The organism is Pelagibacterium sp. (assembly GCF_048264985.1).
In the GTDB taxonomy this organism is placed as follows: Bacteria; Pseudomonadota; Alphaproteobacteria; order Rhizobiales; family Devosiaceae; genus Pelagibacterium.
In genome coordinates this window covers 25419-44879 of the sequence record NZ_JBLXCL010000001.1, presented here as the reverse complement: position 1 = coordinate 44879, position 19461 = coordinate 25419, and the positions used below count along the sequence as shown (strand labels likewise).

Below are 19461 nucleotides of genomic sequence, written 5' to 3'. Positions count from 1 at the left end.
ATGGCCGTTTCAGCGAACAGGTTGGAGCTTTTGCAGATCGCCGATGCCGTGGCGCGCGAAAAGTCCATCGACCGCATGATCGTTATCGAGGCGATGGAAGAGGCCATTCAGCGCGCTGCCAAGGCGCGCTATGGTGCGGAAACCGAGGTCAAGGCCGAGATCAATCCGCGTACCGGCGAGCTGCGCTTGTGGCGCCTGCTTGAAATCGTTGAGCGCGTTGAAGAATACGGCCGTCAGATTTCGCTCAAAGAAGCCCTGGGCAAGAACGATGCCGCCAAGCTTGGCGACTACGTCACCGAGCCTCTGCCCCCGATCGAATTCGGCCGTATTGCAGCGCAGTCGGCAAAACAGGTTATCGTCCAGAAGGTGCGCGATGCCGAACGCGACCGCATGTACGAAGAATATGCAGATCGTGTTGGCGAGATCATTAACGGCAGCGTCAAACGCGTCGAGTATGGCAACGTAATCGTCGATTTGGGACGTGGCGAAGCTATCATCCGGCGCGACGAACTCATTCCACGTGAACAGTTCCGCTATGGCGACCGGGTGCGGGCCTATATTTACGACGTGCGCCGCGAGCAGCGTGGGCCGCAGATTTTCCTTTCGCGTACCCACCCACAGTTCATGGCCAAGCTGTTTGCCCAGGAAGTGCCGGAAATCTACGACGGCATCATCACAATCCGTTCGATCGCCCGTGATCCGGGCTCGCGCGCTAAGATTGCAGTGACCTCCTCGGACTCCTCGATCGATCCTGTCGGCGCCTGCGTGGGGATGCGCGGTTCGCGTGTTCAGGCGGTTGTCGGAGAATTGCAGGGAGAAAAGATTGATATTATCCCTTGGACGAACAATATAGCAGATCTGGTGGTATCCGCGCTCCAGCCAGCCGACGTTGCCAAGGTGGTGCTCGACGAACAGGCTGAGCGCATTGAAGTGGTGGTGCCCGACGAGCAGCTTTCGCTTGCGATTGGCCGCCGCGGCCAGAACGTAAGACTGGCCAGTCAGTTGATCGGTTGGGATATAGACATTCTGACTGAGCAAGAAGAATCCGAACGCCGCCAGAAGGAATTTACCGAGCGGACGGCGTTGTTCATGAACTCGCTCGATGTCGATGAGATGGTCGCTCAGTTGCTCGCATCGGAAGGCTTCTCCTCAATCGAGGAGCTCGCCTATGTCGACCTCGCGGAAATTGCCTCTATCGGTGGGTTTGACGAAGAAACCGCTGGAGAAATCCAGAACCGCGCCACTGAGTTCCTTGATGCACAGGAACGCGAACTCGACGAAGAGCGCAAAAAGCTCGGTGTGGAGGACGCGCTCTACGACATTCCTGGTCTTTCGGCAGCAATGCTTGTTGCACTTGGCAAGGATGAAATCAGGTCTATTGAAGATTTTGCGGGCAATATCGCCGACGATCTGATTGGCTGGACCGAACGCAAGGATGGCGAGACCAAGCGTTTTGACGGCACCCTATCGGCTTTCCCCCTTTCCAGGGAAGAAGCTGAAGACATGATCATGACGGCACGGCTCAAGGCTGGCTGGATTTCTGAAGAGGATCTGCCGCAGCCGGAAGTCGTTGAAGACGAAGTGCCGGCAGAAGACGAAGTGGCCGAGTAAACAACGCTGCCTCTCCAATGAGGAGAACGACGGCAATAGGGTAAAAGGGCGCCGCAATTGGGCCGCGAAAAAGATGTAGACAGGATGTGCGCGCTCACGCGGGCCGAAAAGCCCGCATCCGCGCTCATCCGCTTCGCGGTCTCGCCCGATGGGGATTTGGCGCCTGATGTTGACGCCAGGGCCCCTGGTCGCGGCGTCTGGATCACCCTTTCTGCCGATGCTGTAAGTGAGGCGGTGCGCAAAAAGGTATTTGCGCGAAGCCTCAAGGAAAACGTGTCTGTGCCGCCTGACCTTGCGGAACAGGTGCGGACCCGGTTAGAACAGCGGCTGACAGGCAGCCTTGGGTTGGCGCGCAAGGCGGGTGCGCTGGTAACAGGCGCCGCCAAAGTCGCCTCGGTTCTTGAATCGGGACGTGTGGGCGCGCTGATTACTGCCAGCGATGCAGCTCCCGACGGACGCCGCAAGATGCTGCAATGGGCCCGGCGCGGCGAAGTCGCCGACAGGCTGGTCCATATCGAATCTCTCTCGTCGACCCAATTGGGTTTGGCATTGGGGCTCGAAAATGTGATACACGCTGCGCTGACTCCCGGCGCGGCAGCAAATTCGGTGATTGAACGGGCAAATCGGCTTGCCCATTTCAACGCCACAGACAGAGAAGAAGACGGCACCATATGACCGATAAGGACAAGACCAGCGACAATTCGGGTTCGGGCAAAAAGACCCTGACCCTCAAGGGTGCGCCAAATCTTGGCTCGCGTCCCGGCATGTCGCGGTCCTCACGCACCGTCGTTGTTGAAAAGCGCACCCGCCGCGTGGGTGGGCCCGGTACGGGCGCGCCTCAACAGTCGGGTGGTAATGCATCAGGTGGCGGCAGGCCTCAGCCTTCCCGTCCGGGCGGGCGCCCGCAATCGGCGAGTCCGCGACAGAACGCAAACTCGGCCAGTCTCACCCAAAATGAGAACCAGGCCCGCGAACGCGCTCTGCGTGAGGCCGCAGCACGTGCCGAGGATGATCGCGCCAAGGCCGAAGAAGAAGCCCAGCGTCACGCCGAGATCGACGCTCGCCGCAAGGCCGAGCGCGAAGAGGCTGAACGCCGCGCCGCTGCAGTGGAGGCAGAAAAGGCCCGTGAGGCTGCCAATGAGGAACTCGACGGGATCGTGCCGGTCAAGGCTGGCCAATCGCGTCCCAAGCCCGTTGCCAAGCCGAGCCCGCGCGCTGCTCAGCCGGACATGCCACCTCCGCCGCCTCCGGGTGAAGGCGAGGACGACCGCGTGCGCCGCCGTGCAGCGCCCGGCCCGAAGGCCCTTGTGGACAAGGACGAGCTCGAACGTGCCAAGCGCAATGCCGCGCCGCGCCCGAGTGCAACGCCAGCGCGCCGCGATTCAAACTCGCGTGGCCGTTTGAACGTCAATTCCGCGCTCGATGACAGCGATCGCCGTGGTCCCTCGCTGGCCGCCATGCGGCGTCGCCAGAACAAGAAGATGGGCCGCAACACAAAGGTCGCTCAACCCAAGCTGGCGCGCGAAGTAACGATCCCAGAGGCGATCACGGTTGCCGAACTGGCCAATCGTATGGCCGAGCGCGCTGTCGATGTGATCAAATTGCTCATGGCTCAGGGCCAGATGCTCAAGATCAACGACGTAATCGATGCCGACACTGCGGAACTGGTCGCCACTGAAATGGGCCACACGGTAAAACGCGTCGCCGAGAGCGACGTTGAAGGCGGCCTGTTTGACGACGTTGCCGACGACGAGGTTGGTGATCTGGTAAATCGTCCGCCGGTTGTGACCATCATGGGCCACGTCGACCACGGCAAGACCTCGCTGCTCGATGCGATCCGCGAAGCCAATGTCGTGTCGACCGAAGCTGGTGGTATCACTCAGCATATCGGTGCCTATCAGGTCGAAAAGAACGGCCAGAAGATCACCTTCCTTGATACCCCGGGTCACGAGGCGTTCACAGCCATGCGTGCCCGTGGTGCGCAGGCGACCGATATTGCCATTCTGGTGGTTGCTGCCGACGACGGCGTGATGCCCCAGACGATTGAATCCATCAAGCACGCCAAGGCTGCTGGTGTTCCGATCATCGTGGCGATCAACAAAATCGACAAACAGGGCGCAGATTCTACCCGCGTTCGCACCGAACTGCTTCAGCACGAAGTGTTCGTTGAATCGATGGGCGGTGAAGTGCTCGACGTCGAGGTGTCCGCACTCAAGAAAACCAATCTCGATGGTTTGCTCGAAGCGGTGCTGTTGCAGTCCGAGGTGCTTGAACTCAAATCGCCACAGAGCGGTTCTGCCCAGGGCCTGGTCATCGAGTCCAAGCTCGACAAGGGCCGTGGCGCTGTCGCTACGGTTCTCGTGCAGCGCGGTACGCTCAGCGTTGGCGATATCGTTGTTGCAGGTAATGAGTGGGCCAAGGTCCGTGCACTTATCGACGACAAGGGTGCCCAGGTGAAGACCGCGGGCCCCTCCACGCCGGTCGAAGTGTTGGGCTTTTCTGGCGTCCCTGACGCCGGCGATCGGTTCGCTGTTGTTGAAAGCGAAGCACGTGCCCGCGAAATCACCGAATATCGTCAGCGCGTCATTCGTGAAAAGACGGCCGGCGGTGGTGCGACTTCGCTCGAGCAGATGATGAACCAGCTCAAGGCTTCGGGCATTGCCAAGTTCCCGCTGCTTATCAAGGGCGACGTTCAAGGTTCGGTCGAAGCGATTGTTACCGCGCTTAACAAGCTCTCGACCGATGAAGTTTCGGCGCAGATCCTGTATTCGGGCGTTGGCGGTATCACCGAGTCCGACGTGACGCTGGCAACAGCGTCGGGTGCCGTGGTTATCGGCTTTAACGTTCGTGCCAACAAGCAAGCCGCCGATTTGGCCCAGCGTGAAGGCATCGAAGTCCGGTACTACAATATTATCTACGACCTTATCGACGACGTTAAAGGCGTGATGAGCGGCATGTTGGCGCCTGAAGTGCGCGAAACGTTCCTGGGCAATGCCGAAATCCTGGAGGTATTCAACATCTCCAAGGTTGGCAAAGTTGCTGGCTGCCGGATTACCGATGGTATGGTCGAACGTGGCGCCGGTGTGCGTCTCATTCGCGACAACGTGGTTATCCACGAAGGCAAGCTTTCGACGCTCAAGCGTTTCAAGGACGAGGTCAAGGAAGTCCAGTCCGGTCAGGAATGCGGTATGGCGTTCGAAAAGTATGAAGACATGCGCGCTGGCGACGTCATCGAATGCTATCGCGTCGAAAAGGTACAGCGCACGCTGTAGTGCTCTATCGCAGAGATTAAATGCAAAAACGCGGACCCTTGGTCCGCGTTTTTTATTTTGGGATCAGTGCAGCACGAACCGAACTCAAAAAACTGCGCGAAACAGGAAGCGTAGCGCCGGAGCGCGTGCGGACGACGAAGCGACCGTCGACGCGTTCGAGACCGGAAACGGCCGCCTTTGAAACCCAATGGCTGCGATGGATCTGTAACCCGGCAACACCATCGGTTTCGGCCATGGCATCAGAAAACCGCATCAGAACCAGCGACATACCTCTTTCAGTGTGCACTTCGACATAATGATCAGCCATCGAGAGATGGCTGAGTGGAGCGCGTGCGTTCTTGGGCAGGCGGTCGAGCAGTTTCGGATCCGTATTCGGTATTTCCTGGCTCGGGCCGGAACCGTCAAACGGCAGGACGCCGGGTGTATTGGGCGGATTTGCGATTTCCAGTATTGCCATCAACGCGAGGCTGATGGCGAGACAGTAGCCATAAAGCATGCCCAGACTGATCCCAGTCACCGACAGATCGGGGAAGGCCAGCGCCGAGATCAGGACAACGGTGCCGGTTACCGGCACGGAGGCGCCGATGCCGCCGACAGCAAGACGCCAGAGAAGGGGTGATGTCAGCCGCGCGAAAAGAGCTTCGGAAAGGGTGCCACCCACCATGCCGGCACCAAATGTGAGGAAGACTATGGCCAGCCAGTATGCCAATCTGGCGCCTAGCGATAAAGCACTGAAGGTGCCAAAAGGTCCGGTTATTCCCGCAATCGCCCCTACACAAGCCATGATCGACAAGCTTATGGGATTGGCATAGACGGCTCGCAATTCGCGAAGCGTCAATTGCAATGGCGTGCCATTCACGAAGCCATTTTCCCCTGTCACGTATTGCCGCTTGCGCTCTAGGAGCGGTGTGCAGCTTTCTGCGCACAGCCGACGTTCTCATGTCAATTCTTGCCGGAGTGCCCTCATGGATGCAACACCTCTTGTCGTCTCGACATTTGCAATTCAGGTCCATGCGGGCTGCGCTGTGTTGGCCTTGTTGATCGGAACCATCGTGCTGGCGATGAAAAAGGGCACCATGGCCCATAAGGTGCTCGGGCGCATTTGGATCGTCCTGATGATCGGTGTTGCGCTGTCATCTTTCTTCATAACCGAAGTTCGCATGCTCGGGCCCTATAGCCTTATTCACGGCCTGTCGCTCTACACCTTGTTCGGGTTGTCACAGGCGGTGATGGCCATCCGTTCAGGAGATGTCAAAGCGCATCGCGGGCACATGATCGGAATTTACGTGGGCGCACTGATCCTTGCAGGCGCGTTCACATTGCTGCCGGGGCGCCGAATGCACGCTGTGGTGTTTGCCGACGGCGGGGCGACGGCAATGCTGGCGTCTATCGCTCTTGCCGCATTGCTCGTGGCCATCCGCTATCGACGCGGACGCCAAATATCCTGACCGGCAGGCTTACGGGTCGGTCAGGCGTTTCCGATTATGATCCCTGCGGCAAAGACCAGAGACCCACCCAACACAACCTGCATGACGGCGCGCCAGAAGGGCGTGTCCATGAACCGCTTCTGGATCCAGGCAATCGACCACAGCTCAATGACCACAATGGCCATCGCCAGCACGGTTGCTGTCCAGAAATGTGGAATGAGGTAGGGCAGGGCGTGCCCTAACCCACCAAGCGTGGTCATGATGCCGGAGGCAAAGCCTCGCTTGATGGGCGAGCCGCGCCCAGTCAATTTTCCATCATCGCTGGCCGCTTCGGTAAATCCCATGGAAATGCCGGCACCAACCGAGGCCGCCAGCCCGATCAGGAAGGTCGACCATGTGTCGCCCGTCGCAAAGGCGGCGGCAAAGATCGGAGCCAGTGTGGAAACCGAACCGTCCATCAGCCCGGCGAGACCAGGTTGGACATAGGTCAGAACGAAACTGCGGTGCGCTGAGTCTTTTTCAGTCTTAAGGCTTTCGGGATCAAGATGGCTGTCCGCAAGCGTTCTGGCCTTTTGCTCATGCCCGCGCTCCGCCCGCTCAAGATCTCCCAGGAGCTTGCGGGTTTCTGCATCGCGCGTCCGCTTGATGGCTTCGGCGTAAAATCGCGCGGCATCCCGTTCCATCTCCCGGGCCTGGTTGCGCACGGTTTCTACATCGAGTTCTGCCATCAGCCAGACCGGCTTGCGTGAATAAAACCCACGTACGTGTTCGCGCCTGATCGGCACTATGGATGGGCCGAAGCGTGCCGCGTAACGTTCAATCAGCAATTGACGATGCTCGTCCTCTTCCGCTGCCATCCCATCGAAAACAGCCGCACTGGCCGGATAGTCGTCGCGCAGGCGATCGGCGTAGGCGCCATAGATGCGGCCATCTTCTTCCTCGGCCGATATGGCAAGCGCGAGAATTTCCTTTTCAGAAAGAGTTGAAAAATCGCGACGCGCAGTAAGGAAACGGGACAACATGGCAGGAGACTCGCTGATTATAGATTAGAATAATTCTAAACTAAGATCTGAAGCTTGCAACCACCTTTTGCGTCGCTGCCTCGGACGCGCTCATCTGCGCCATGAGCCACGAGCGAAGCTTACGGATGCGGAGAGGCAACGCGATGCCTGAACCAACAATGACACACGGCCAACAGGTTGCTAAAGTTTGATCTCCGACGTCAGGTGGAGGGCGTCGTTGTGAGGAGAAAAGCAATGAAGAATATGCCGATCGTACTGTTGGCAGCCTGTGCCATATCGCCAATTGTGCTACCAGCCTTGAGTATGGAAGCGACGGAAATTTGGCGGCTCGATGGTTTGCAGACGCCCGAATCAGCGATTTACGACCGAGCAAATGGTGTCATCATCGTCGGCAACATGGTCGCCATGGGCGCGGACGCTGGCGAAGATGGTTTCTTGTCACTGGTCTCCAGTCGCGGTGAGATGATTGAGGTGAACTGGGCCACAGGCTTTCAAGATCCGCGCGGCATGGCGATTGTCGACGACAAGCTCTTTGTTGCTGACAACATGGGTTTCCATATCGTTTCGTTGGCTGATGGATCACCCATTGAGACTGTCGTTTTGGAGGGGGCCGCTTTTCCAAATGATGTGACCGCCGATGATGAAGGCAACGTCTACATTTCCGACATGTTCGGCCAGACAATCTGGCGCTACGCGGATGGCGCAGCCTCGATCTGGCTCGGGCCCGATGATGCATTGAGTTTCCCCAACGGCCTGTTGGCCCACGATGGAGAAATCATCATCGGTTCGATGGGCGCCGATATGGGCGATGATTTTACCTTCGGCACCCCAGGTGGGCTCTACAGTGCTCCAGTGGATGGATCTGAGGTGATCCCGATCGAAGGCGCAACCGGAATAGGTGCCATAGACGGCGTCGCGATCATTGGAGGGACAATCCTTTTCAACGACAATCCAACGGGTGCGATCTATGTTCTGGAAGACGGACAAGCCATCGAGATCGCCAATGTGGGTGCTGGTGGCGCGGATATTTCGAATTTTGATTCGATAGTGCTGGTACCCCAACTGCAGCAGGGCGCACTTATCGCACTTCAGCTCCGGCAGTAATCTATTCGCAGATTTGGGCTGTGCAGGTTCGACCGTGGCAGCCCAGATCGAAGTGAAAATGATCGGCGTGATCTGAATTGGCTTCCGGCCCAAGCACCGTCGTGAAACGACCACAAGCAGCCGAATGAGCGAACGTAAGCAGTTTGGATTCTGGCTGGGCCGGCAGCGCCCTCCAGTCCTCAAGCACCGATATGGTCGCACCATCAGCAAGATTGATTGCCGAAATATCCAATGCGTTGCCCAGTCCATGCTCAGAAACAAAGCCGGAATCGGCGCCGTTACGTAACCGGCACTGGTAGCCCGGACCTGTCGCAAGGCTTTCGATCTCTGTGTCGAGCACTGCCCCCGCATAGGCATCGACCTCGCGCGCCCAATCGGCCAGCGCCGTTACTGCGGCGCAATTGGTTACCGGCGAGCCCGTGAGAGGAATACTGCGCCCGTTGACAAGGATGGCCGATACAGCAATCGGGCTTTGCAGCCCGCAAGTGCCCTCGGACAGAGGGGGTAGTATCTCGCCCACAACCAACCCTGACAGCAGGGCGGGACACGCTGTTTGATAAACGCGATCAAGTTCACCCTTCTGGCTATCGGTGTCGGCATCTTCTTGACCTGACCCTTCTTCCGCATTGGTCGGTTCCGGTTGAGGGGCGGCTCCCAGTCCCTGAGGTCGCGGTTGGGGCAAAGGAGGTTCTCCATCCTGTCCATTAGCCGGAACCAAAGCAGTCAGAGCGAAGATAATCAGCAGGGTTATGCGGGTCATTTGGGGCTCCAGAGCGCGGTTCGGCACCAATTGAACGCGCAAAGACGCTACACGTTGCCAAAACTGGCATTAACGATGCACAAACCATCTTCCCGAAACGCTGGGTTTGCTGCTATCAGCGGGCCCATGAAAACACCGCAGAAGACCCCGCTCTCCCGCATTCGCAATTTTTCCATCGTGGCGCATATCGACCATGGGAAATCCACGCTTGCCGATCGCCTGATCCAGCTCACTGGCGGGCTGGATTTGCGCGAGATGAAAGAGCAGGTGCTCGACTCGATGGATATCGAGCGCGAGCGCGGTATCACCATCAAGGCCCAGACCGTGCGGCTCGAATATGAGCACACAGATGGCGAGCATTACGTGCTTAACCTAATAGATACTCCAGGGCACGTCGACTTTGCCTACGAGGTCAACCGGTCGCTGGCTGCGTGCGAAGGCTCGCTTCTTGTTGTTGACGCTGCACAGGGCGTCGAGGCACAGACCCTTGCCAACGTTTATCATGCGATCGAGGTGAACCACGAGATTGTGCCGGTCCTCAACAAGATCGATCTGCCCGCTGCCGAGCCGGAGCGTGTGAAACAGCAGATCGAAGACGTGATCGGTATCGACGCTTCTGATTCTGTCGAAATTTCCGCCAAGACCGGGCTGGGTATCGATAAGGTACTTGCCGCAATCGTAGAACGCCTGCCGGCCCCCAAGGGCGATGAGACAGCGCCGCTCAAAGCACTGCTGGTCGATAGCTGGTACGATCTCTATCTGGGCGTGGTGGTGCTGATCCGCGTGATCGATGGCCGCATCAAGAAGGGACAGAAAATCCGCATGATGCAGGCGGGCGCGTCCTATGAACTCGACAGGGTTGGTGTCTTCACGCCAAAACTCGTTGAAGTGGGCGAGCTCGGGCCAGGCGAAATCGGGTTCTTCACAGCCAGCATCAAGGAAGTCGCCGATACAAATGTTGGCGATACTATTACCGACGATCGCAAGCCGACCGCCGAGCCGCTCCCCGGCTTCCGTCCGGCTCAGCCTGTGGTGTTCTGCGGATTGTTCCCAGTCGACGCTTCGGATTTTGACGATCTGCGCGCCGCAATGGGCAAGCTGAGATTGAACGATGCCAGTTTCTCGTTCGAGATGGAAACGTCGGCAGCTCTCGGTTTCGGGTTCCGTTGCGGTTTCCTCGGACTGCTCCATCTTGAGATCATTCAGGAGCGGCTAAGTCGCGAGTTCAACCTCGATCTGATCACCACTGCGCCTTCGGTTGTCTACGAGATCCAGCTTATTGATGGCACCGAATTGATGCTGCACAATCCCGCCGATCTGCCCGATCCGGTAAAGATCGAGCAAATCCGCGAGCCGTGGATCAAAGCGACGATACTGACACCCGACGAATATCTTGGTGCGATTCTCAAGCTCTGCCAGGATCGCCGTGGCATTCAGACCAATCTCTCCTATGTCGGCCAGCGTGCCATGGTGGAGTATGATTTGCCACTCAATGAAGTGGTTTTCGATTTCTACGACCGACTGAAGTCCATCTCGAAGGGCTATGCCAGCTTTGACTACCAGCTTGATGAATACCGGGCCGGGGATCTGGTCAAGATGAGCATCCTTGTCAACGCCGAGCCCGTCGATGCGCTTTCGATGCTTGTGCACCGCAGTCAGGCTGAACATCGCGGCCGCCAGATGTGCGAGAAGCTAAAGGATCTTATCCCGCCGCACCTGTTCGTCATTCCGATCCAGGCTGCTATCGGCGGGCGCATCATCGCGCGCGAGACGGTACGTGCCATGCGCAAGGACGTGACGGCCAAATGTTATGGCGGCGACGCGACTCGCAAGCGCAAGCTGCTTGAAAAGCAGAAAGAGGGTAAAAAGAAGATGCGCCAATTTGGCAAGGTCGAAATCCCCCAGGAAGCCTTTATCAAGGCTCTCAAGATGGACGATTGAGTTAGTACTCAAACCTAGGGCGCCAATAAATCGGCGCCCTTTTTGCCTTTTTTGTGCGGGAGAGTGGTCTAAAGCGTGGCCCCTGATGGCAGTTCAGTTCAGGTCTGGATCGCCGGTTGAAGAGACACGATCAGGACTGATGCTATAAAAAACACCGGCGTCCAAACTGTGCCATTGGCCCAGCGCGCCGTTGGGCCAAAGCACGCGAACTTGCGCATTGGATGCGTCGCCAAGCCCGAAGTGGACATATCCAGCCACCCCGCTCACATGGCCCCCGCCTGAGGTTATCTCGCGACGCTGAGTGAGATCGCCGGTCTGAACCTCGATCCAGCCACCGATAGCGTTGCGATTGGCGTCGTCCTGTTCGGGGGCAACGGCAATCCAGTGCCCAATATCCTCGCTGACGTTTTGCCACAGCTGGGCCTTGTCATGGCGATTGATCACGATCAGATCGAGCTTGCCGTCGAGATTGAAATCGGCGAGCGCGGCGCCCCGGGCAGTCAGAAGGCTGGCGACGCCAGCCTGTTCCCCGGCTTCGGTAAACGTTCCGTCACGACGCTGAAGCAGCAAATTGTTGGGATCAAGAAGCGCGAAATCGGGCATCTCCCAGACATTGCCCTTTGCGACAAACAGATCGGTCAGACCGTCATTGTTGACGTCTTCGAACTGGGCGTGCCAGGCGGTCGAAGGTTTGATTTCACCGCCGGTATAGGGGCGGTGTGCAGTCACTCCGCGTGCAAAGGCCAGATCGGCATAAACGGGAACAGGTTCGCCCTCCTGAGGAATTTCGGAAAGAACCTGAAGCTTGTTGTCAGCCATCGACGTCAGAAAATACTCCGGGTATCCGTCTGCATTGAGGTCACTGCTGGCAATGCCCATTCCCCAGATGCGCAGACGCTGCCAACCGTCGTCCGGGCCATAAAGCGCCGGCGCTGACCCCGGTTGTATGCGCCAGAGCTGTTCCTGACCGCCTTTGTAATACTCCCTGTCATTGGACACTCGCAGTGCGGGCGCGCCCGATCGATTCCAGTCGGTAAACAGCATCGAGAGTGCGCAATAGCTTGGCGTCAGCGGGATCGGAACATCGAAGCCCAATTCGGCGCCGCTCGGACGGTGCAACCAATTGTCGGTGCACGATCCCCAGGGCATCATTGGCTCGTCGCGATCGATATAGTTGCCGAAAGCCAAAGTCGGCCAGTGCTCTCCAGTCTCCCATGTTGCTGCAAAGGCCGTCGACCAGCCCTCGCCCCCATCAAACCCCCAATCGGCATTTGCGCTTTCAAACCGGCAATTCCCAAGGCCGCGCATAAGCTGGTTCTCGCCAACCCGTAAGACGACGATGTCCATGTTGCCGTCGCCGTCTATATCGAGTGGATAGGCCCCGGTAGCTGCCTCGAGCTCAAGCCCGCTTTCAAACTCAGCAAAACTCAAATCATTGCCTTGCTGGCCGGTGTTGCGATAAAATTTGGCCTTAGCTGTTCCACCTGCAAGCACCATGTCGGGCATGTCGTTGTCGTCGCAGTCAAACACAGCGACTCCTCCGCCAACCATATATTCCCATCCGCCGGAAAAAACGCTGTCGATTCCAGCGCTTGCACTCACGTCAGCAAAGCTTGGAACTGTCGGCTCCTGGCTCAGCACAGGAGTGGCAAGCAACAAAAGCCCCATCATATAGCGCTTCATGATTGCGCTCGAGTTACAAGCGCGTTGGTAAACCCCGCTATACACTGGCCCTGTTCAAGTCCTTGTTCGATGGCAGAGCGGAAATGAATACCACCGTAGAGCCGAGAGATTGCCGCTTCTTCTGCCGCTTCCCAGAAGCTGGAGAAGTGGCGGACAGCCAGCCCGTCATCTTCGTGCGTACGGTCGGAAAACGCAAAATTGCTTCCAAAATGGGCCTCTAGCATCCCGGCTGCAGCACCAGATTGCGTCGAATGACCGGACGGATATTCAGGGAAGGGCGGTGTAATCAAAATCGGCTGCCAGCTCGCATCGACAAGCCTGTTGAGATAGGTCACTGGTCGAACCAGATTGTACTGGTACTTGGAATCCCAGCAGCCAATAAATGCGTCGGCCAGCACCACGCCAAGCCGAGCCAGAACATCTGCGGTCTCCGCAAGGTCCGCATTCTGGCCCTCAAGCGCGTCGAGGGTCAGAAATATCCAGTGGCCGGGTGGGGTGGGTGACAGCATGGGGTCGTCAGACCAAAATCGGGCGATGGTTTCCTGCTCTTGGGAAAGATTGATCACAGCGTCGTAAACTTCCATTGCCTCGTCATGAAAGGCGGACCCAGGCACCTCGCTGAATGTGGGCGGCGGTGGCAGCGCGCAGCTATTGCCAGCAGGCATTGCGAAGGGGCGGTTGTGCCTCCATCCCGGAAGTAGCGGGGCCTGTTGTACGGCGACACGGTTGGTTGGCACCCATATGGCTGGGTCCTCAACGGCCTCGAAATCGTAGGGAAAACCGAGGTTTTCAACGACGGCGCCCCCGTCATCGAGCGACCACTGCAAAATGTGCTGTCCGATTGCGGTTCCCAAAGCCGTGCTGCGTGCAACGACGTCTCCATCAATGCCATCGATCAGCATCGCCATGGTGCGGCTGCCCATTGCTTCCATGGCGCGTTGGCCCGTGGGGCCGGTATTGCCGAAAAACGCGTTGGCTCCAAAGCGCATGGCCGCATGGAGCACAATGGCCTCTTCGTAGACCACATCTGGCGCTCGCCTCGGCAAAGGTTCGAGCGCGTTAAGTTGACCGGCCAGCGAGACAAGCTCACCGTCCCCGCTTGCCACTGTTTCGTAAGCGGTTACGCCTAGATAGGCGAAGGCGCGGCTGGCAACAGGCGGTGAATAAGTGGGAGTATGCCGCACCAATTCTAAAATTAGCTGGTTCCACCCAACCAACACATCCCGGGCCGTCGGGGTCTGAGGCGCAGCGTGGCCCGGAAGGGTCGCGCCGATGACAAGAACTAAGGCTATTCCTCCGGCATGCAGCCTTGCCCCAATCGCCTCCCACCAAGTATCCCCCATCGTGCCTCCCAACACTTCTTGATTGCCGCATCTATGCACGCTGTTTGTTCCGCTGCAAGGGCGGACCAACGATGAATAGGTGTTGCCATTCCCGCCAAATCCGTACGAAATCCCTGTTGCGAACCGCCCCGGCTTACAGTAGGTTCCCGCCGAACAACTAGGGCGCGCCCCGCGCCCCGGGCACCCGTAGCTCAGCTGGATAGAGCGCTGCCCTCCGAAGGCAGAGGTCACACGTTCGAATCGTGTCGGGTGCACCAATCTTTTCAAAGACTTAGAGCGAAAATCGCCTCTTTTCTTGCCTCGCCCCACACAGCGATCCCACACAAAGCGTGTGGCGAACCAAAGGGACGTGTGCATGAAAAAAGACTGGTATTGGCACTATGGTGCGATGATCGGCGCGGTGATCGGCGGCACGGGCTACATGCTGTTTGTGATGAACGGCGTCCCCGCTGACGACGCGGGCGCTTTTCGTTCGCCAACGACCGCTGTTGCGGGCGGCGCGTTCTGGGGCGTCGCAATCGTTTGGATCAGGAACAAGTTGGCCAACCGAAAGATATAGTCAACGAGATGATCGGGCGTGCTGGACGGCGAACTTTTCTTAGTTGCCAGAATGGTGCATTCTCCGGTCGATAGGGGGAACAATGGAAAGTTGGGTATTTCCGTTACGGGCGCTGGTTCTTGCTGTTTATCTCGCAGTTGCGCAGACCGCTGTGGGCGCAACGCCGGCATTGGATGAGCCTTTTGACCCGGCTGACTTCACGCCGGCGGAAATACAGATACTGCAGCGGGCGTTGACCTTCACAGGCCACTACGCAGGACTTTGGGATGGCGAATGGGGGCCGTTATCGGCAAGCGCAGTCCAATCCTATAGCCAGGCGAACTTCGGCGGTGAAGAGGTCGTCAACTACGGGCTGATCCCTCTTATTCTGGATGGCATGGCACGGGTTGACGAGCTCGAATGGACTGAAACTTATCTGCCCCGCTACGATGTAACGATCGGATTGCCCGCCAGCCTTGTGCGCGAGCAGTATTCTTCGACGGGGACCGCGTTTCTGGGCGAAGGCATCGGCGTTGAAGTCCTGATTGAAGATCCGGCTGAACTCACGGTTGTGCATAACAACTTGGCGCGAGCTGCCATCGGTACACCCTATATCGTTAGAAGCGATCAGCGATGGGTTACGGCAGTGCGGACGGAAGCGGGGAGCTCGTATTTGCGCAGTGATTGGACCGGGCGGTCCTGGGTCTCCCTCTGGGTAGACGTTGCGCCTTTCGCGGAAGATCACCTGAGCTATATAAGCGCGTCGTATCGTTTCGGGCCGTTGAAGGAGATAGAAGACGCCGAAATCGTAAACCTCGTTGAATTGCTTCTTCGAGCTGCGGAGGAACTTGAGGAGGACGATGATGGCGCCGCTCGCGGGACGGGTACCGGCTTTTTCATCGCGCCAGATATAATCGTAACGAACCACCATGTGGTGGCCCAGTGTAGCAAGATTTCTACGCCCGACGGGCTGACTGCAGATATCCTTGCTTCAACCGAACTAGTTGACTTGGCTGTGCTTCGCTACAGCGGTCGCTCGGCTTCTTTCCTCAGCATCTCGACGGAAGATGATATCCGCCTCGGTAGGGAGGTCTCTGCGGTAGGGTATCCATTATACGGGCTGGTTAATACCGGCCTGAACTTCACCACCGGGGTAGTCAGCGCGGTAAATGGCTTCGCGGACGACGAAGCAAATTTCACCCTCACGGCGCCTCTTCAGCCAGGGAATTCGGGCGGGCCTGTTATCGACAGCATGGGGACCGTTCTTGGAGTGGCTGTCGCAACCGCAAGCCTACAGTTGGCTGAAATCGGAGGTTTCATTCCTCAGAATATAAATTGGGCCGTTAAGGGCTCCACGCTGAGGCGGTTTCTCGACGGTAGCGGCATCGAGTATCAAACGAAGCCGCAAAAGACCCATATCTTCGATGCTGGTCTCCCAGACGGCGTAGCGGCTGCAGTTACCCCAATAGTTTGCGAGTAGCCGCGGGCTGCGATTGCGTGTCAGCCGCACCACCACTCATCGCCGTCCGGCCACCACCGCGCCAAGCGCTCTTCGACCAGGATTTCGCCGACGTCGCGCCCATCGATATAGATCGTGCCGATCTCACGACCGAACCCACCCTGAGAGCCTGAAAGCTCCAGCGTCCATGACCGGGTGTTGAGCAGCTCGACAAGCCGGTCGGACGCTTGTCCGGCCAATGCCTTCTCTCGCTCGCCACCGCAGATATTCGTTTGAGGTTCGGGCGTGTCGTAGCCTTCCATGCGGACGTTGACGCCATCGATCCATATCGTGTCGCCATCGACGACACATGTCTTATCAGGGGTGTTGGGCTGGCCGGGTCGGCACTTTTCCCATTGAATGTATTGGGCATGGCTCGGTGAAGCTGCCAACATGACGGAAGCTAGCAGGGCGTTTCGAGCAAGACGACAGATTGCGACGTGGCTCTTCAACAAGGCCACGCCCCAACAAAGACGTCGACCAGAAAATTGAACGCAGGACGATGCCGACTTTCTGGCTTGTCCTGTAGGGCTTGCGCCGCCAGATCGAGTATTTGCTCTAATTCAACCTGTTCTGGCCGACATGTGTGGGGAACCGATCCCGTTACCGCCTCTAAGGCGTCTGCTACGCCAGTGACGTAGCCAACGCATATGGGGGAGCGGCGCTGACACTCGCTGTGCAGCTCGTTGCCATTCATGATAACCAAGCTGCTCTGACCAAGGGCCGGAGTACAGAAGAACAGGCAAGTCAGTAGCGCGACAGTCCATTTGGGCGCTTTCGATAAACTCATGCTGCCTCGTCCCTCTTCTGCCCCACCGCCACTATCTCAAGCGCCCCATCAGGTAAAGGACGCTGCAACGATGCTGCCTCTTCCCAAGGCGCCGCCAGCCAGGTCTCTATCTCTTCGGTTGTCGTCAGGATCACCGGCATGGCCTTGGGATGGATTGCACCGACTTCGGCATTGGGTTCGCAGGTGAGAAAGCCATAGAGGTCGGTTGTCACTTCGCCCTCTTTCATCTTCCGCGTTGAGGTCCAATCGGGGACGTAAATGCCAGCGAAGAACGCCAAGGGGCGGGTTTCCTCCAAAGCGAACCATGTGTCGCCGTTTTTCTTTCCGCCCGGGCCTGGGGTGTGGTCGAACTCGCTGAACGATGTGAATGGCACAACGCATCGGTTCTCGACGCCCAGCCACCGCCTCCAGTGCGGGCTTTTGGTGTTTCGAATGTTGGTCACGCCGGGGTCCGTCTTCTTTCCCTTCAAGGCAAATTGCGGGCTCGGCATTCCCCACCGCGCCATTACCAATTCGCGTTCACCATCCAGGTTGCGCACGATCGGCGCCGGGTAGTCTGGGAAAATGCCCGGCATGGGTTCGAGATTGCCCACGTTGTCGGAAACGGTCATGGCGCGCGTCAGGTCGATAATCGCCTGACGGTTCGATGTATGGCTGTAAAGATTGCACATTGGTCATACTCCCTCGTTCCACATCAAAACGCAAAACGTGATCGCTTTCCAGCTTGTTCTTTTTTTGTTCTTATTGCTACCTGTGCCGGATCATAGGTGCGGAGAACGAGATGGGCGCGGCCAAAATTTGGAAAGTCGAGCGAACAAGCATCGTGCTTGTGCCAGTGATGGGTCGCACAGCCCACGCCGGTTTTCCAAGCCCGGCCGACGATTACGTCGAAGACACAATCGATCTCAACGACATTCTTATCCGCAATTCCGTCGCCACATTCATCTGGAAAGTCGCGGGTGACTGCATGATCGACGCTCGCATTTTCCATTCCGACCGAATCATCGTCGACCGCTCGTTGACGCCCAAGCATCGCTCGATCGTGCTCGCGGTGATCGATGGCGAACCCGCCGTGAAGCGGCTGATAAAGCGGCATGGCGTTATCCGGCTCATAAACGAAAACCACCGCCTCCCGCCGTTTGAACCGGGAGAGAGCGCCGATATCACGATCTGGGGCGTTGTGACCTGGGCGCTGAGGGATCTTGCGCCATGACCTCGATGTTCGCGCTGATCGACGGCAACAGCTTCTATTGCTCATGCGAACGGGTATTTGATCCGCGGCTGAATTATCGGCCGGTAATCGTCCTGTCGAACAATGACGGCTGCGCAGTTGCCCGGACGCCCGAAGCGAAAGCCCTCGGTATCAAGATGGGCCACCCGTATTTCCAGATCAAAGACCTGTGCCGCCGGGAGAACGTCGCGGTGTTCAGCTCCAATTATACGCTCTATGGCGACATGAGCCGGCGGCTTAACCTGGTCTATGAGCGCTTTTCGCCCGATATTGAAATCTACTCGATCGACGAGAGCTTTATCGACATGGCCCCGCTCGCGTTGCCCGATCGGCGTGAATGGGCGTGCGACCTGCGGGCCACCGCGTTGCAATGGACGGGCATCCCGACCTGTGTAGGGATCGGGCCGACCAAAACATTGGCGAAGCTGGCCAACCGTTGGGCGAAATCGGACCCGGCAGGCGTTTGCGATCTCATAGATGACGAGTTCCGGCGCGACGTCATGGCCCGGTTTCCTATTGGCGACGTTTGGGGAGTGGGCCGCCAGACGGCCAAGAAACTTGCCGCGCTCGGCATCGAGACCGCCGGGCAATTCGCTGCGATGGACCCCAAGCGCGCCCGCCAGTTGCTGACGGTTGTGGGCGAACGGATGGTGCATGAGCTGAACGGCCGCCCCTGCATTGCATTCGAGGACGTTCAGCCGTTGAGGAAGGGCTGCGCAGTGACGCGAAGTTTCGGCCAGCGCGTGACCGATCTCGAGAATATGAGACAAGCTGTCGCCTCATACGCCACGCGGTTGGGTGAGAAGTTGCGAAAATGGGGTCTGGCGACAGACCGGGTCACGGTCTTTATGCACACGAGCCCATTCGATAACGGCCCGCACCGGAGCGTATCGCTGGCGGTCCGCTTGGCAGAGGCGACCAACGACACCCGAAAACTTGTCGCGGCGTCCATCCGGGCAGCAGAGCGGATATGGAAGCCAGGATTTCGCTATTCAAAGGCCGGGCTCATGACCGACGAGTTGGTGCGGCCCGAACAGGCTCAACGTGTGCTGTTCGCCGATCTGGACCCGGAGCGTGGAGGAAAGGCGATGGCAGCGATGGACAGCATCAACTCCCGTTGGGGTCGCGGCTCACTGGGGATTGCGTCAGCCGGTATCCGGAAGCCCTGGGCGGCCACGTTCGATATGCGGACGCCTCCATACACCACGGTTTGGGATGACGTGCCGACGGCCCGTTAGAAT

At 58.1% G+C, this 19461-nt stretch carries 18 protein-coding genes and 1 tRNA gene; 11 read left to right on the top strand and 8 right to left on the bottom strand.

Annotation, left to right across the window (positions count from 1 at the left end; genetic code table 11):
• The 3 genes from nusA to infB are packed head-to-tail and all read left to right on the top strand — an operon-like array spanning position 1 to position 4883.
• Entirely contained in the window at positions 1-1611 is a 1611-nt protein-coding gene (nusA, locus tag ACN0TA_RS00240; RefSeq protein ID WP_417578624.1) for a transcription termination factor NusA, read from the top strand.
• A 57-nt stretch (positions 1612-1668) separates the two neighbouring features.
• The gene (locus ACN0TA_RS00235) at positions 1669-2286 is read left to right on the top strand and encodes an RNA-binding protein (RefSeq protein WP_417578623.1); all 618 of its coding nucleotides are present in this window, start codon (positions 1669-1671) and stop codon (positions 2284-2286) included.
• Positions 2283-4883 (top strand): translation initiation factor IF-2, encoded by a 2601-nt coding sequence (gene infB, locus ACN0TA_RS00230; protein ID WP_417578622.1) that lies wholly within the window; start codon positions 2283-2285, stop codon positions 4881-4883. Before ACN0TA_RS00235 ends, infB begins: the two co-directional genes overlap by 4 nt.
• A gap of 52 nt (positions 4884-4935) precedes the next feature.
• Here infB and ACN0TA_RS00225 read toward each other — a convergent pair whose 3' ends face one another.
• A complete protein-coding gene (locus ACN0TA_RS00225) occupies positions 4936-5763 on the bottom strand; it encodes a LytTR family DNA-binding domain-containing protein (protein ID WP_417578621.1) in 828 nt (275 codons plus the stop codon).
• Positions 5764-5848: 85 nt separating this feature from the next.
• On the opposite strand from ACN0TA_RS00225, the gene ACN0TA_RS00220 reads away from it, so the two are divergent.
• Positions 5849-6331: a DUF2306 domain-containing protein gene (locus ACN0TA_RS00220; protein WP_417578620.1), complete on the top strand. Its 483-nt coding sequence runs from the start codon at positions 5849-5851 to the stop codon at positions 6329-6331.
• 20 nt (positions 6332-6351) lie between these two features.
• Here the strand turns inward: ACN0TA_RS00220 and mbfA are convergent, their stop codons facing one another.
• Entirely contained in the window at positions 6352-7332 is a 981-nt protein-coding gene (gene mbfA / locus ACN0TA_RS00215) for an iron exporter MbfA (protein WP_417578619.1), read from the bottom strand.
• Positions 7333-7566: 234 nt separating this feature from the next.
• Here mbfA and ACN0TA_RS00210 point away from each other — a divergent pair, with 234 nt between their 5' ends.
• Positions 7567-8436, top strand: coding sequence for a hypothetical protein (locus ACN0TA_RS00210; RefSeq protein WP_417578618.1), 870 nt, complete (start codon positions 7567-7569; stop codon positions 8434-8436).
• Position 8437: 1 nt separating this feature from the next.
• Here the strand turns inward: ACN0TA_RS00210 and ACN0TA_RS00205 are convergent, their stop codons facing one another.
• Complete coding sequence (locus ACN0TA_RS00205; RefSeq protein ID WP_417578617.1) at positions 8438-9196, bottom strand: extensin family protein; 759 nt, start codon at positions 9194-9196, stop codon at positions 8438-8440.
• A gap of 126 nt (positions 9197-9322) precedes the next feature.
• On the opposite strand from ACN0TA_RS00205, the gene lepA reads away from it, so the two are divergent.
• The gene (lepA, locus tag ACN0TA_RS00200; protein WP_417578616.1) at positions 9323-11137 is read left to right on the top strand and encodes a translation elongation factor 4; all 1815 of its coding nucleotides are present in this window, start codon (positions 9323-9325) and stop codon (positions 11135-11137) included.
• Positions 11138-11230: 93 nt separating this feature from the next.
• On the opposite strand, the gene ACN0TA_RS00195 is transcribed toward lepA, so the two are convergent.
• Both ACN0TA_RS00195 and ACN0TA_RS00190 read right to left on the bottom strand, forming a co-directional pair.
• Positions 11231-12820, bottom strand: coding sequence for a CRTAC1 family protein (locus ACN0TA_RS00195; RefSeq protein ID WP_417578615.1), 1590 nt, complete (start codon positions 12818-12820; stop codon positions 11231-11233).
• A complete protein-coding gene (locus tag ACN0TA_RS00190; RefSeq protein WP_417578614.1) occupies positions 12817-14163 on the bottom strand; it encodes a vanadium-dependent haloperoxidase in 1347 nt (448 codons plus the stop codon). Before ACN0TA_RS00190 ends, ACN0TA_RS00195 begins: the two co-directional genes overlap by 4 nt.
• Positions 14164-14343: 180 nt before the next feature.
• Between ACN0TA_RS00190 and ACN0TA_RS00185 the strand changes: the two genes are divergently transcribed.
• The 3 genes from ACN0TA_RS00185 (at position 14344) to ACN0TA_RS00175 (ending at position 16181) form a co-directional block, all read left to right on the top strand.
• Positions 14344-14420, top strand: a tRNA-Arg gene (locus ACN0TA_RS00185).
• Between the two features lie 98 nt (positions 14421-14518).
• Positions 14519-14722, top strand: coding sequence for a hypothetical protein (locus ACN0TA_RS00180; RefSeq protein WP_417578613.1), 204 nt, complete (start codon positions 14519-14521; stop codon positions 14720-14722).
• An 82-nt stretch (positions 14723-14804) separates the two neighbouring features.
• Positions 14805-16181 (top strand): S1C family serine protease, encoded by a 1377-nt coding sequence (locus ACN0TA_RS00175; RefSeq protein WP_417578612.1) that lies wholly within the window; start codon positions 14805-14807, stop codon positions 16179-16181.
• A 20-nt stretch (positions 16182-16201) separates the two neighbouring features.
• Here ACN0TA_RS00175 and ACN0TA_RS00170 read toward each other — a convergent pair whose 3' ends face one another.
• From ACN0TA_RS00170 to ACN0TA_RS00160, 3 genes are all read right to left on the bottom strand, one after another.
• Positions 16202-16594 carry a thermonuclease family protein gene (locus ACN0TA_RS00170; RefSeq protein WP_417578611.1) on the bottom strand — a complete coding sequence of 131 codons (393 nt, stop codon included), beginning with the start codon at positions 16592-16594 and terminating at the stop codon, positions 16202-16204.
• 53 nt (positions 16595-16647) lie between these two features.
• The gene (locus tag ACN0TA_RS00165; protein ID WP_417582003.1) at positions 16648-16896 is read right to left on the bottom strand and encodes a Rap1a/Tai family immunity protein; all 249 of its coding nucleotides are present in this window, start codon (positions 16894-16896) and stop codon (positions 16648-16650) included.
• 89 nt (positions 16897-16985) lie between these two features.
• On the bottom strand, positions 16986-17660 hold the full coding sequence (locus ACN0TA_RS00160; protein ID WP_417578610.1) for an SOS response-associated peptidase: 675 nt from the start codon (positions 17658-17660) through the stop codon (positions 16986-16988).
• Between the two features lie 110 nt (positions 17661-17770).
• On the opposite strand from ACN0TA_RS00160, the gene ACN0TA_RS00155 reads away from it, so the two are divergent.
• Entirely contained in the window at positions 17771-18202 is a 432-nt protein-coding gene (locus tag ACN0TA_RS00155; protein WP_417578609.1) for a LexA family protein, read from the top strand.
• Positions 18199-19458: a Y-family DNA polymerase gene (locus tag ACN0TA_RS00150; RefSeq protein WP_417578608.1), complete on the top strand. Its 1260-nt coding sequence runs from the start codon at positions 18199-18201 to the stop codon at positions 19456-19458. The genes ACN0TA_RS00155 and ACN0TA_RS00150 overlap by 4 nt, the downstream gene beginning before the upstream one ends.
• Positions 19459-19461 lie beyond the last annotated feature (3 nt).